The sequence below is a fragment of the uncultured Nostoc sp. genome, assembly GCF_964245575.1.
In the GTDB taxonomy this organism is placed as follows: domain Bacteria; phylum Cyanobacteriota; class Cyanobacteriia; order Cyanobacteriales; family Nostocaceae; genus Nostoc.
Genome location: NZ_CAXTNP010000039.1, coordinates 22,690 through 36,085 on the forward strand (window position 1 = coordinate 22,690; position 13,396 = coordinate 36,085).

Annotated in this window: 14 protein-coding genes and 1 pseudogene; 8 read left to right on the forward strand and 7 right to left on the reverse strand. The window is 40.3% G+C overall.

The annotated features are described in order from the left end of the window. Positions 1-41: 41 nt before the first annotated feature. The 3 genes from ACFFAP_RS09100 to ACFFAP_RS09110 all read right to left on the reverse strand — a co-directional run bounded on the left by ACFFAP_RS09100 (position 42) and on the right by ACFFAP_RS09110 (position 2,729). A complete protein-coding gene (locus ACFFAP_RS09100; RefSeq protein WP_375510908.1) occupies positions 42-1,319 on the reverse strand; it encodes an APC family permease in 1,278 nt (425 codons plus the stop codon). Positions 1,320-1,558: 239 nt separating this feature from the next. Continuing rightward, positions 1,559-2,359 carry a PEP-CTERM sorting domain-containing protein gene (locus tag ACFFAP_RS09105; RefSeq protein WP_375510909.1) on the reverse strand — a complete coding sequence of 267 codons (801 nt, stop codon included), beginning with the start codon at positions 2,357-2,359 and terminating at the stop codon, positions 1,559-1,561. A gap of 247 nt (positions 2,360-2,606) precedes the next feature. Then, on the reverse strand, positions 2,607-2,729 hold the full coding sequence (locus tag ACFFAP_RS09110) for a hypothetical protein (protein WP_375510910.1): 123 nt from the start codon (positions 2,727-2,729) through the stop codon (positions 2,607-2,609). A gap of 143 nt (positions 2,730-2,872) precedes the next feature. On the opposite strand from ACFFAP_RS09110, the gene ACFFAP_RS09115 reads away from it, so the two are divergent. From ACFFAP_RS09115 to purT, 3 genes are all read left to right on the forward strand, one after another. Further along, the gene (locus ACFFAP_RS09115; RefSeq protein ID WP_375510911.1) at positions 2,873-3,778 is read left to right on the forward strand and encodes a hypothetical protein; all 906 of its coding nucleotides are present in this window, start codon (positions 2,873-2,875) and stop codon (positions 3,776-3,778) included. A 156-nt stretch (positions 3,779-3,934) separates the two neighbouring features. Next, positions 3,935-4,417, forward strand: a complete 483-nt coding sequence (locus ACFFAP_RS09120; RefSeq protein ID WP_375510912.1) for a pentapeptide repeat-containing protein — start codon at positions 3,935-3,937, stop codon at positions 4,415-4,417. A 57-nt stretch (positions 4,418-4,474) separates the two neighbouring features. Beyond that, entirely contained in the window at positions 4,475-5,638 is a 1,164-nt protein-coding gene (gene purT / locus ACFFAP_RS09125; RefSeq protein ID WP_375510913.1) for a formate-dependent phosphoribosylglycinamide formyltransferase, read from the forward strand. 261 nt (positions 5,639-5,899) lie between these two features. On the opposite strand, the gene ACFFAP_RS09130 is transcribed toward purT, so the two are convergent. Further along, on the reverse strand, positions 5,900-6,994 hold the full coding sequence (locus tag ACFFAP_RS09130; protein ID WP_375510914.1) for a serine hydrolase: 1,095 nt from the start codon (positions 6,992-6,994) through the stop codon (positions 5,900-5,902). Between the two features lie 414 nt (positions 6,995-7,408). Here ACFFAP_RS09130 and ACFFAP_RS09135 point away from each other — a divergent pair, with 414 nt between their 5' ends. Then, positions 7,409-7,858 (forward strand): hypothetical protein, encoded by a 450-nt coding sequence (locus ACFFAP_RS09135; RefSeq protein WP_375510915.1) that lies wholly within the window; start codon positions 7,409-7,411, stop codon positions 7,856-7,858. Here ACFFAP_RS09135 and crtH read toward each other — a convergent pair. Continuing rightward, positions 7,855-9,345 carry a carotenoid isomerase gene (crtH, locus tag ACFFAP_RS09140; RefSeq protein WP_375510916.1) on the reverse strand — a complete coding sequence of 497 codons (1,491 nt, stop codon included), beginning with the start codon at positions 9,343-9,345 and terminating at the stop codon, positions 7,855-7,857. The two genes, ACFFAP_RS09135 and crtH, sit on opposite strands and share 4 nt — an antisense overlap. Positions 9,346-9,683: 338 nt before the next feature. Between crtH and upp the strand changes: the two genes are divergently transcribed. From upp to ACFFAP_RS09160, 4 genes are all read left to right on the forward strand, one after another. After that, positions 9,684-10,334, forward strand: coding sequence for a uracil phosphoribosyltransferase (gene upp / locus ACFFAP_RS09145; protein ID WP_375510917.1), 651 nt, complete (start codon positions 9,684-9,686; stop codon positions 10,332-10,334). A 75-nt stretch (positions 10,335-10,409) separates the two neighbouring features. After that, positions 10,410-10,760 (forward strand): hypothetical protein, encoded by a 351-nt coding sequence (locus ACFFAP_RS09150; RefSeq protein ID WP_375510921.1) that lies wholly within the window; start codon positions 10,410-10,412, stop codon positions 10,758-10,760. 127 nt (positions 10,761-10,887) lie between these two features. Continuing rightward, complete coding sequence (locus ACFFAP_RS09155) at positions 10,888-11,145, forward strand: YggT family protein (RefSeq protein WP_375510918.1); 258 nt, start codon at positions 10,888-10,890, stop codon at positions 11,143-11,145. A gap of 649 nt (positions 11,146-11,794) precedes the next feature. Beyond that, a complete protein-coding gene (locus ACFFAP_RS09160) occupies positions 11,795-12,391 on the forward strand; it encodes an acyltransferase (RefSeq protein WP_375510919.1) in 597 nt (198 codons plus the stop codon). A gap of 70 nt (positions 12,392-12,461) precedes the next feature. Here the strand turns inward: ACFFAP_RS09160 and ACFFAP_RS09165 are convergent, their stop codons facing one another. Both ACFFAP_RS09165 and ACFFAP_RS09170 read right to left on the reverse strand, forming a co-directional pair. Then, positions 12,462-12,740 (reverse strand): hypothetical protein, encoded by a 279-nt coding sequence (locus ACFFAP_RS09165; protein ID WP_375510920.1) that lies wholly within the window; start codon positions 12,738-12,740, stop codon positions 12,462-12,464. 246 nt (positions 12,741-12,986) lie between these two features. After that, positions 12,987-13,343 (reverse strand): annotated as a pseudogene (locus ACFFAP_RS09170) (cytochrome P450); the annotation flags it as partial. Positions 13,344-13,396: the final 53 nt, after the last annotated feature.

A 13,396-nucleotide genomic window follows, 5' to 3' on the forward strand; every position in this document is an offset into this window, starting at 1 on the left:
TGGACTATTACAAATGCATTTTAGAGTTGAGCAAAGCTTCTTCAAAGGTGTAGCTGTCGATTGTTTGACAGGTAGTAGATTACTTCGATGCCTATGGCTACTCCCACCATCAATACTAAAACCCAGACAGTTTGTGGATCTGTTTGCAAAGCAAACCAAATTAACATTCCTAGTGCTACTAAACATATTCCAGCACCTAGAAGTGAAATCCATTGCTTGCTTTTCGTATAACGATGCATACGAGCATTAGCTAAATTAACCGCAGCAAATATTAGGAGAAATCCGGCACTACCCATCGTTGATATCCGACTTATATCAAAGAAATTGGCGATTATGAGAGTGATACCACTAGTAATAAATAAGCCAATTGAAGATTGATCTATGCCATTTATTTGGCTGCCAAAGTCAAACCCTCTAGATTTAGCAATCACAGAGCTAAAACGAGCTGAACCGTAGAGTGTTGCGTTACTAGCCGAGATAGTTGAGAAAAGAGCAGCAATAGTAATCAAAACAGATCCAAATTGCCCCATAATTGGTTTGGCAACTTCAGCCAAAGCATAGTCTTTTGCTGCCAAAATCTGTTCTATTGGTTCTGCTCCCAATGTAACCAGTGCTATTAAAACGTAAAGCAAAATAACGAACCCGATTACAGAGTAATAAACTCGTGGCAAAGTATGCTTGGGATTGACAAGATCCTCTGCTGCATTGGCGATTAGCTCAAAGCCTTCATAAGACAAGAAGATTACCATTGCTCCTGCGAAAATTGACTGTAGCGACGATACTGAGACTGGTTCTAGACGGGAAATGTCGATATGACTACTTCCCATAGTAATGAACAGGATCAAAATCCCTAGTTTGAAGCTGACAATCCAGATTTGAGATTTACCAATATGATTGGCAGTTAGTAGATTTAATCCAGTTGTCCCTAAAATTGCCAAGCTAATCAGTAAATGCTTCCAAATAGGTTGAGTAGACTCTGTGAACAGGCTAACTCCATAACTACCAAAAGCCTGTAAGTAAAAAGAAAGCATGACTACATAGCTAAACCACAGTAGAAGATTCAGTGTCCCACTAAACAGCCCTGAACCAAAAGCCTGGTTTAAGAAGGTTACTGTCCCGCCTCGACATGGATGAGCTACTGAAAGTTTTGCATAAGCATAAGTAGTTATCAAAGCTATTGTCCCAGCGATCGCAAATGCTAGTGGTGCGCCTGTATGAGCTATTTGAATTACAACTCCCAGTGCTGGGAAAAGTCCACCGACAATGCCTCCGACACCTAATGCCCACACAGACCAGAAACCGATTTTTTTGCTTGACACCTGTAACCTCTTTAGGAATAGATAGTCTTATAATCGTTGACCAACAGGCATATAATCAAGCTGAGATTAGGTGGTTGGGAATATAGCAGTTCTCGATCAAATGAGACACATCCTCAAAGTTGAGAGGGTTTATATATGAAGTCTAGCTAGACTTCACCGACATAGAAAGGGCTATAGAAGTATTTGGCAAAACACTATCAGAAATCTTCAGTAGAATAACTGTACTCAAGAGTTCTAAATTAAGAGACTCGACGACGGGAAATGAAGTAAACCCCCAACAAAGCAAGTCCTCCGAGAGTTGTAGGTTCGGGAACAGAGTGAGGTTTAACACCAACAGATGGAATTTTTATAGCAACATAGAACTTTTCAACCTCAACAGGTGGAATTTCAACTGCAACAGGTGGAGTTTTAATCGCAACAGGTGGAATTTCAACTGCAATAGGTGGAGTTTTAACCGCAACAGGTGGAGTTTCAACCGCAACAGGTAAAGTTTCAAGGGCAACAGGTAAAGTTTCAAGGCCAACAGGTGGAGTTTCAACGGCTTTGGAACAATTAGCCGAGCTACCTTTATTAACAATTCCTAATATTGCACTAGCGTCTAAACAGATACCGACTGTGGCCAAATCAGGGATTTGTGCTCCCAGGTCGGCTTTTGCATCAGCTTGAGTACTTTGTTGATCGGCTTTAATGCCAACCGCAGCTTGACCAATGGTTTGGACGATCTGTGTTGGGTTATCCAAGGATGGTAATTTAACTTGACTTGGGTCTTTTACTTGTGCAGTTGTTGTAGAATCGGTTGCAACTCCAGCCAATTGTCCAACGGTAGTATTAGTTATCTCTTGGACTGTAGCTTTAACGCCTTTTGCGACTTCAGCAGTATTAGTAGTTGTGGTTACACTTTGTACTGTTTTAGGAACTTCAGTTTTTGTAACTGGTGTTATTCCAGTTATGAAGTTAGCTGAAGCAGGTGTGATAGCAGAAGATACTCCAAGCAAGCTAATGACAATAACTAAAGCGTTAGTAGAAAGTTGCTTATTCATTGATAACTCTAGGTAAAATCTTTATGTTTGTTTCGCTTCTCATGCTAAGTAGTCTGAGTAGTACTTGTAACTAGCGAATTTACTAGTTTTATTAATTAAATTTAAATTGGTGAAATGACGGCTATTTTTCTTCATTTTCATGAAGAGTTAACAGGCTCAATATTTTTGTTACCAGTATTAACACTTTTTATAAATTAATCTAAAAAAAATATATGTAATCTTGCCATAAATCACTTAGAACACTTAGTCAAATAAAGCTTGATGGATGAGCAACGGTGGCAATACTACTTTGAGATCGGCTATGACGAGGAATTAGCAAAGCATAAGTGAGAAATTGAGTGTTTCTGCGGATATCAGTATTGTCAGCCATTTGAAGTTTATGCTGTTAAAAGGTTGCTATCTCAACACAACCAAACTTTTAATAATTCAACTGCTTGGTGTAGAATCTTTAGTCCTTGGGATACAACAAATTATCTATTTCCTAACTTATTCCATGTATACAAGGGTTCTCCCTTGAAAAACTTGCAGTTTTTCTATTTCCCATTAGGGACAAGCGTTGTTAGTGTTGTTGGTTTTTATTTATTAAACTTTGGATTGTGTAGTTACGGTATTTTGCAAGCTCTTAAACGTTGCTTCCGTAATCCTCAAGCCTCAATAATCAGCAAGAAGCAAAGTTATTTACTAGTAGCTTTTTACCAGTTGATGATCTGGGGATTTGCTCTACAAAATGGTAAAAATAATCACACATGGAATGAACAGGTTGGGAAAAATTTCGTTTTGCTGGCAGTGTACAACTTGGTGTTGATTTTAAGTTTAATTGCAGTTCTTTCCCCTCATCGTCAAGATGTACAAGATTGGGCAAGATATCGACATCAAGAAGTTTCTAGCCATAAGAGTTTATGGCGTGATCTAATTTGGGCCGAAAAAAGCCCTGCACTTGTGGCGATCGCTATTAATTTGACAATTGCTGCTATCCCCTGGTTAGTTTGGCTTTTACTTACATCTGTTGTTGACGCAAACAATGGCCGAACTGAGATTGTTAACGAGATTGACAGATTTAAAGTACTTTTAACTATAGCTTTGTCCATCAGCTTAATGATGATTTACGCTACTATCGCCCAATTGATACTTTTGCTGAAAACTCCTAAGCGTTCTTTCTGGGCAATTGGAACTTTAGGTGCTGCCATGTTCTTACTACCAGTGATTCTAGAAACTATCGGTATCTCGTCGTGGAAACATTCTACTGTATGGATGTTTACACCTTTTCCTTGGGCAGCTATAGAACCCGCTGGGGTGACAACAGTTTTTATGGCACTCTTAGCTGATTTGAGTGTTTTAGCGTTGTTAAACTTTCAGTTGACAAGGCAGGTGAAATTAGCAGGCGAATCTGCTACGAAAGCATTGTTGGCAAGACGTTAGGTAAGTAGTTATCGATAAAGTTATAACCCCGATTTCTTTGAGAAGTCGGGGTTATTGTTTTTCATGAATGATTTAAGACTGCTATATTATCTATTATTTGCCTGTATCGACTATTAAATTTTTAATCGGCACAAGGATCGTAACAATCTGAGAATCATGTTAAATATCCCTACTCAAGACCTACGCCACACAGCTATCCAGTTTTTAGAACAAAGTCCCCCACAGCGTCTACAAATTCTTAAGCAACTGGGTATAGCTCGTTATGAGTTTTTAACCAAAATCCAACTAAACGAAGTAAACATCATCTGTATGATGCGGTTTTTTAAATATCCGAGTCAGCTAAAGTTTCCTAATCTTATGGGAGCAGATTTATCTGGTTTAATTTTAGATGGTGTAAACTTCATCCGAGGAGACTTATCAGGAGCAAATCTACAAGATAGCAGTTTAGTGAATGCAGACCTCTTATTTGTAAATTTTACGAAAGCTGACTTGAGAAATGCAGATTTACGAGGTGCAACTCTGAACGAGACTATTTGGTTAGAGACTCTAGTAGATAACTGTCAGCTTGGTGTAGATACTGGTTTAAATCATCTACAACGTCAAGATTTACAACTACGTGGAGCTAAATTTAATTATTGAGAAGTTGGTAATGAAAACATATAAAATTATGAAATTAAAATTCTTTTGGATAAGTTAATGAGTCTTAATTTGCCCCAAAAATTGATGTTGCTGGGTTCGGGAGAACTAGGCAAGGAATTTGCGATCGCAGCTCAACGTCTTGGTAATTATGTAATAGCTGTTGATCGCTATACCAATGCTCCAGCTATGCAAGTTGCTGATGCTTATGAAGTTATTTCTATGCTCAGTGCTGATGATTTAGAAGCTGTAGTGACAAAACATCAGCCAGATATTATTATACCAGAAATTGAAGCAATCAGAACAGAAAAACTTCTAGAATTTGAACAGCGAGGAATTACAGTTATTCCGACTGCGGCTGCCACTAACTATACAATGAATCGTGACAGAATTCGAGAACTGGCACATCAAGAATTGGGCATCAGAACGGCTAAATATGGATATGCAACAACCCTAGAAGAATTGATTGCAGTTTCTGAGGAAATTGGGTTTAGTAATGTTGTTAAACCTGTGATGTCATCCTCTGGTAAAGGTCAGTCTGTAGTGCAAGATAAGAGTGAAGTTGAGAGGGCTTGGAATTATGCGAGCGCTAATTCTAGGGGAGACAGTCAAAAGGTCATTATAGAAGAATTCATTAACTTTGAAATTGAGATAACTTTATTGACAATTAAACAGTGGAATGCACCCACTATTTTCTGTTCTCCTATTGGTCATCGCCAAGAACGAGGAGATTATCAAGAATCGTGGCAACCCGCACTAATTTCTAAAGACAAGATATTAAAAGCTCAAGAAATAGCCATAAAAGTCACTGATGCTTTAGGAGGAGCCGGAATTTTTGGTGTTGAATTTTTCATTACCAAAGATGAAGTAATTTTTTCTGAACTTTCTCCGAGACCTCACGATACCGGAATGGTGACATTAATATCACAAAATTTCAATGAATTTGAACTACATTTAAGAGCAATTTTAGACTTGCCAATTCCTCATATAGAACAGCTAGGAGCATCAGCCAGTGCAGTAATTTTAGCCTCAGAAAAATCTGATTCTATTGCTTTTGGTGGTGTAGCCGATGCTTTATCAGAAAAAGATGTAGATATTAGATTATTTGGTAAACCTAATGCTCATCCATATCGGCGAATGGGCATAGCTTTAGCCAAAGGTGCTAATGTCCAAGAGGCTAGGGAAAAGGCCACTAGAGCCGCAAGTAAAATCAAATTGCTCTAATTTATTGTAGCGGTCTGTCGAAAAAATTCTGAGAGGTTCGTAGTAAGCACTAAAGTGCTTAAAAAATCAAAACCTAAAGTGCTTACTACAAACTTGCTTACCAATCAGTTTTAATTTGACAGACGAAGAGAAGCAGTAATCATTAAGTGCAAGCCTAGAGGATGTTTTAAAAGTTACCTTACAGAATATTCAGAAGGCTTTGGAACTGAGTATTGGAGATAAAATCAGGCTGGCTGTGTTTTCTGTTGGCGATCGCGTCTCCTACCTCGTAACACCGTAAAGCAAATCACCAGAGGCGACTGGATTCGGCTGATTCAGGTAATTGTAAACAAGCTGGGAAACTTGACGAATAAAGTCTCTCCCCCTGCTGTCCTTATACGGACGGGTGACAAAAATAGCCGCCAGGTAGCGCTTACCATTGGGCATAGTAACAAATCCCGCATCGCCAATGAGAAACCCGATATCTCCAGTTTTGTTAGCGATGACAGCACCTTTCCCCAAACCTGCGGGAAGCAGTGTGTGAATTGTGGTGTGGCGCAGAATATCTAAGGCTTGTTCTCGACTCTGTAAAGAAACTAGCTTGTTATTCACAACTAAAGCCAGCACCCGCGCCATATCTTCAGAACTTGTGGTGTTGGTTCCTCTCAAGTCAGCCAAAAGATGCCGAATTACTGTATCTTTCAGTCCCCAAGCACGGAAGCGCTGATTTAGTCGCGCTGCTCCACCTAAGCGATCAATAATCATGTTAGTGGCGGTATTGTCGCTGATGGTAATCATCTTAGTGATGGTTTCCAAAGCTGTGTACTTCTTACCAACTCGCTCATACTGCATAATTCCAGAACCATTGGTTACTAAGTCACGCCGCATGGTGAGCATTTCATTTAAGCTGACTTTACCAGCATCTAAATCTTGGAAAAAGGTGATGAGAATTGGCAATTTAATCGTACTAGCAGCTGGGAAAACGCGATCGCCTCCAATATCCAGATAATCCCCAGTATCCAAATCCAGGAAAAACATTCCTGTTTTCAGAAAACTGTAGCGATTCATCAAGGCTTTAATTTGAGGTTCCAGCACTTTCATCGGTGAATGCATCGGAACTACGCCAGCAAACAAAGTGCTATTATCACTGACTGTAACTCCAGGTAAATCAATTACCAGACGGGTAGGGTTGGTAAGTAGTTGCACTTTAGGTTGAACATTCTCATCTGTGGTGAAGTCCAGATGATTACGATTGCTATCAAAATGCCAATTAGCGATCGCAGCAGCTTTGACACTGGAGCCAAACAAAAACAAACTTAAGAAGCTGGGTAAAAGCCAGCTAAATTTTAAAATGTTTTCTTTGTGTGTGAGGAGCATCGGTAATCGCATTGTGTGTGAGGAAGATTCTAGGAAAACAAAAACCGCTCACCATTAAAGCACAATTATGAAAAGTTTTGTAAATATGGAAACACTGGTTTACTGGTCTCTATTGCTACCTTTATTTATATTTTCCTGTACCCCTCATGAGGATAGAAAATGGATGGATTCGCTGACACAACATTGACATCATAATGACATATCTAAAAAGTATACAATCAACTATACTTTTAAGAAATCACCATAATTTATGTTTAATAATTGCGCTGCTCACAAATTTAATATTAATTAATTAAGTATTAACCAAACAATTGCTATGGTAGGATTTTTTGTTGCATAAGATATCTCAAATCAGTTCTGACCTAATTAGGTAACTAAAAAAATTAATGTGAGGTGAAAGTGAAAGTTCTTAACATGTATAAAATTAGTCTAGCTTTGGTATTCTTAGCTACACCCTTATGTATTTTTCCTCTGAGAATACTTGCACAAACTCCAAATTCCAAACAGCCAGCAGTTATTATTAATAGTGGCTCTACAAATACCTGCAAATATACAATTCATGTATTGCCATCCGGAAAAGCAACTTACACTGTTTGTGACAGAAAAGGTGCAGGTGAAATAAAAGTGAACACAGCTACGAAGTTTTTTAATGATATTTCAGTAGCTAAACCATTGTCAAAATTACCATATAAAGCATGTGCAAAATCTGCTTCGTTCGGTACGTCAACTCAAGTCAGGTATCAATGGCAAAATTCTCCAGATATTAGCTGTCCAAGTAATGATTTGAGAGTGACAAATCTGTATAATGACGCTCAAAGCATTCAACAGCAATTGAACTTTTCAACTTCCAAAAATGCACGTTAAAATCCTAAATCTACGGCAATGCGGTGGGCGCAAGCAAACCCAGAAAAAGCGACTGCATTTAATCCTTGACCCGGAAACGTACTATCCCCTACACAATAAAGTCCTGGAATAGCTGTGCGATTAAAAGGCATGTTCAATAACCCCCACAACTTGCGCCGGGGAATTGGCCCATAAGTGCCATCCTGACGACCCAAAAAGCGGCGATGGGTGCGGGGTGTCCCCACTTCCAGATAATCCAATCCAGCATCTAAGCCTGGAAAAACCTTCTCTAGGCGATCAATAATTCGCCAAGCTGCCTCTTCTTTTTTCGCTTCGTACTCACTCGGAGAAAGTTCTTGCCAATCATCTATCCAGTGAGGCGTGAAGGTATGAATGATGTGATATCCATTTGGCGCTAAATCTGGATCAAGCAATGTGGGAATCGAAACAAAAACTGTGCCTTCTGCTGTTGTCATCTTTTCCCAATCTTCCAGCAAAATATGGTGACACTCTGTCCCCGCAGGTAAAACTGACTTGTTTACCCCGATGTGCAAACTCAAGAAGCTTGGAGATTTTTGATAATTTTGTTGCCATTTTTTTTCATTATATGGCATTTCTTCTACTGGTAATAATTGTTCAAATGTATCCCAGCGTGTAGCATTAGAAACTATGCGTTTACCCTGATATACTTTACCATTAGCCAGTTGCACACCTACCGCTTTTCCCTGTTCTGTGAGAATTTTCGTGACTCTAGCTTGGTACTGAATCTTACCTCCAGCCTTCTCTAGACCTTCCACCAGTTTTTGGGCAATTTGTCCTACCCCGCCTTTGGGATAGTTCACTCCGCCATAATGCCTGTCAGAAAAGACCATACCAGCATTAATCATTGGTGTCATGTCTGATGGAACCACCGACCAGCAATAACATTCCATATCGATAAATTTCAATAATTGCGGGTCTTTAATGTAGCGCCGCGCCACGTCCCCGGCATTTTGGGGCAGATACTTAGCTAAACCGAGACACGCCAAAGGATGTTGGAAAAATACCCGCAGTAGATACCGAGGTTCTTCCAACGACAGCAAATCCATGCTATTGAGACACTTGAATACTTTTTGGCATTCGTCATAAAAGCGACGAATCCCTTGTTCTTCATGGGGAAAATGAGCAGTAAGATTTTGCAAAAATTTTTCATAAACCCGGTCAACCTTCAGGTTTAAACCTTGGGGTAGATGATAGTGAATCTGCACCGGATCTGCGATCGCTTCTTGGCTAACATTCACAGCTGACAAAGCGCGGGTGAGTAAATTAGTAGTGCCGTTCTGTCCCAGCCCAAAAATCATCGATGCGCCAACATCAAACCGATAGCCTTGGCGTTCAAAATAACCAGCGCTACCACCTGGAATCAAATAACGTTCCAGTACCAGCACTTTCGCTCCCTTCGCTGCTAACTGGGTCGCTGTTACTAATCCGCCAATCCCAGACCCAATCACGATCGCATCAATAGTCATTTGTCATTTGTCCTTTGTCATTTGTCCTTTGTTATTTGTCTCTTGTCTTTTGTCTAGAGTCAATCAATATTTACTAATGACCAATGACCAATGACCAATGACTAATCAAAAAAAAGAGGGACGAACCTGCTACTGCTGGCTAATCCCGTCTGCCGATCCTTAAAAGAGAGGAGAACACTGTATAAGAATATAACCTTGATTGAGAATTAATGTCAACTACTAATGAAAAATTTTATCAATAAACTTGAGACTGTTAATTATCAGCTGTCAGCCGGATGCAGGAAAGAGTATTATGGTGTTTCAGTTCTTATACAATAAAAAAGCCCTTATTTCTGGCTATGACGCTACAATTGCGCGTTTATGTTCCACCCCATCCCCTGATAAAACACTGGCTGGCAGTTGCCCGTGATGCAGGCACACCTTCAGTATTATTTCGTAGTGCCATGACTGAGCTGGGAAGATGGCTGACTTATGAAGCTGCGCGAGACTGGTTACCGACCCAAGAAACGACGGTGCAGAGTCCCTTGGATACCTGTCTAGCAACCGTGATTGATCCGCAGATACCAGTAGCAGTAGTGCCGATTCTGCGGGCTGGACTAGGATTACTTGAGGGAGCGCAGACTTTATTGCCTTTAGCATCGATTTACCATCTTGGTTTGGCGCGAGACGAAGAGACACTGCAACCTCATTGTTATCTCAACAAGTTACCAGAAAAATTTGACCCCCAAACACGAGTGTTAATTACCGATCCAATGTTGGCAACAGGAGGGTCGATGATGGCGGCAATGGCAGAATTGACACAACGGGGTGCTGCTCCAGCCTTGACCCGGATTGTTTGCGTAGTGGCGGCTGCACCAGCTTTGCAAAAATTGAGTACAGCTTATCCAGGTTTAATAATTTACACGGCGACTATTGACGAAAAACTTAACAGCAAGGGGTATATTGTACCGGGATTGGGAGATGCAGGCGATCGCATCTTTGGGACTTAAGCTACTATGCAGCTAGGGCAGGAAAATAGCATAACTACTGTAAAAGTTGCAAGGTTTGTTGAAGGCGGTAAAGATATGAGTCAACGAGATGGTTTTGGCAGTGGTTTTGTAGCAGGGGCGTTTGTCGGTGGCGTATTTGGTGGTGTTATCGGGGCACTGATTGCTTCTCGACGCAATCCAGAGTTGCTAACAGAGGAGGAGACACTGACGGATAGCCAAGCCGAAGCGAGGAAAATAGCAGCAAAGCGGCGTCAGATGAAAGCCTCAGAAAGCGAGAACATCGGTATAGAAACGGCTAGGCGATCACTAGAAGATAAAATTGCCCAGCTAAATGCCACAATTGATGATGTGCGAAAGCAACTGGGAAATGTTAATGGCATTTCACCCCAAGCAACTAATGACCGCACCCTCACTAAAGACTCCTGAGGTTTGTTCAGGCGTGGTAAAAATGTCAAGTGTGGTAAGTGCTAAATCCGCAAACATCATGACATGGACTAAATTAAAATTAAAAGATAAGACCGCGTTTGACACTTAGTAGGAAACAAAGCTATCCATGAGTTTACTGATTACGACACTAGTTACATTTGTCACCTTTTATAGCTATTTGCTAATTATCCGGGTTTTGTTGACCTGGTTCCCAACAATCAACTGGTATAACCAGCCATTTGCTGCTTTAGCCCAGATAACCGACCCTTATCTAAATCTATTCCGCTCCATTATTCCCCCATTGGGCGGTATGGATTTTTCTCCGATTTTAGCTTTCTTAGCGCTCAACTTAGCTGGTGGTTTTCTGAGAGCCATTCCTTATTAACTATCCTGCTATCTATTGGTACAGGGATTTTGATTAGTACCTCAATAAAAAATTTTGTAGAGATGCAAATTGTAAAAGCGTCTCTACAATTTTTATAGTGAGGAGTTCATCTATCGCAATCAGAAAATCGAGTGAACGCTCCATTTTTTATACTACCGTCTAATCGAAAATCTTTTCGGCAACTAGGTTCCAACCTCGATCCAGAAACTCATAATTATACTCAATTACCGCTATTGTCATTTCTTGGATTAGCAACGATAAGCTTTTTTGGGAGTTGCAAAGTGCGGCTTCAGCGCGTTTGCGATCGCAGCAAATTCTACTAAAAATAAGGGCTGATCTATTTTGGAATCGTTGATTACAAAGATACCGTAATCAACCTGAATCTACTTCATTGACTATAGTACAAACCTGTTGTCGTCAAGAACCCTCTATCATTAATTTTTTTTGTACAAGTTTTCATGGCTCAGTCTGATGATTCTCAACTTTGTCTGTCTCTAATTCCGAAATCTTATACTCTCAGCCTATTATTAGAAAAACGGTATTCACACGGGAGAAAATACTCTAATTAGGGAAACCTAACAAATGTGGAGGGTGCTAAAGTACCGCGTCCTTTTTCCTCTTTGGTTGAAAGCCAGTCCCGTGAGGTTTTATGAAACAGATCAAAGATAAAATTACAAATAAATTAGAGCGACTATTTGAACAACGGTTAGTGCCTCGTTTGGTACGGTGGGGAGAATACCTAGAAACAAAAATCAGGCGCTACAAGCATCAAGAGCTAAAGAGTCAATTAAAATTTTGTGGATCAGGTCTAAGATTTAAGCGAGATATTAGAATTGACCATCCGCAAAATGTATTTCTGGGGAATAAAGTCTACATCGGCCCCGATGTCTTATTAGATGGTCGTGGTGGAATCACAATTGGCGACAACACCACAATTGGATTTAATGTTGTTATCCTCTCAGCAAACCACGACTATCAAAGTAATGATTTGCCATATCAACATAATGTCTACATTCATAAACCTGTTGTTATTGGTCGCAATGTTTGGATTGGCGGAAATGTCCTAATTGTTCCAGGAGTTTCCATTGGAGATGGTGCAATTGTGGCGGCTGGTACGGTTGTAACTGCTAATGTTGAACCTTTAGCAATTGTTGGAAATCAACCTATGAGAACAATTAAATACCGCGACAAAGAACATTATGAACAACTTGCAAACAAGCAAAACAGTCAACCCCCTTCGGAGTAATTCATGGCAACTTTTCAGGTTTGATGGTTGAAATTTCGCGAGGGTAATGGCTGGAGTAGACTTTCTGTCCCTAACTGCACCTCGATCCGATGACGAATATAACTATCAGTAAGGGAACCTGTGCCCAATATAGTGCGTTTACTGCTCCAGCTTTCTCGAAATTTGACTCATGCTCAACAAACTCTAGCAAAGCTTCATTGACAAGACCATGACCAAAAGCAATAACACATGGCTCTACAAATGAACGATTAAAGCTGGGATTGATTTCATAGACAGCAGCACGGATTAGAGGAGAAAACAGCATTTCTTTAAGGTGCTTGGGAGCAGATTTAGTTACTTTGTTGACCATGAAGACAACAAACAATTTACGTTGTTCATCTCCAAGTGCTTGGATAAACCAATTGATATCTTCTTCAGATGCACTTAAAAAATGCTGCCTAATCTCAGACCATAAACTTTTCAGAGTTTAATCACCCAAATCAGTTATCAGTGCTGCTAGGTAGCGTACACAATAATCATCCCAGCTATTATTTAGTCTGCCCATATTGTTAGAGAATAAAAGCGATCGCCTTCAGGATAGCTTCACTTGAGTACATCAACCTAAACTAGAGGCAGTAATAGTATTCGCACGCTTAACCTGAGGTGTAGCAACCATCAGCATTCCTGCGGGTGCAGCTATAGTTAATCCACGGCGCACAGGATGCACAGGACGTTTGTTCAGTAGCGATACTTGAAGTTCTGACAAAATAGTTGCTAGGACGATTTTCATTTCATACTGGGCAAATGCCATGCCAATACAGCGACGATTCCCGCCACCAAAGGGTAAATATTCATAAGGTGAATATTGTCTTTCTAAAAAGCGTTCTGGTTTGAACTGCTTTGATTGTGGGTAAACTTCTTCTCGATGATGCGCTAAATAAATACTGGGGACTATTGCTGTCCCTTGTGGCAGTCAGGGTAAGCGCGTCTCAAACACTATTGACAAGCGGATTCTGAGGCATGATC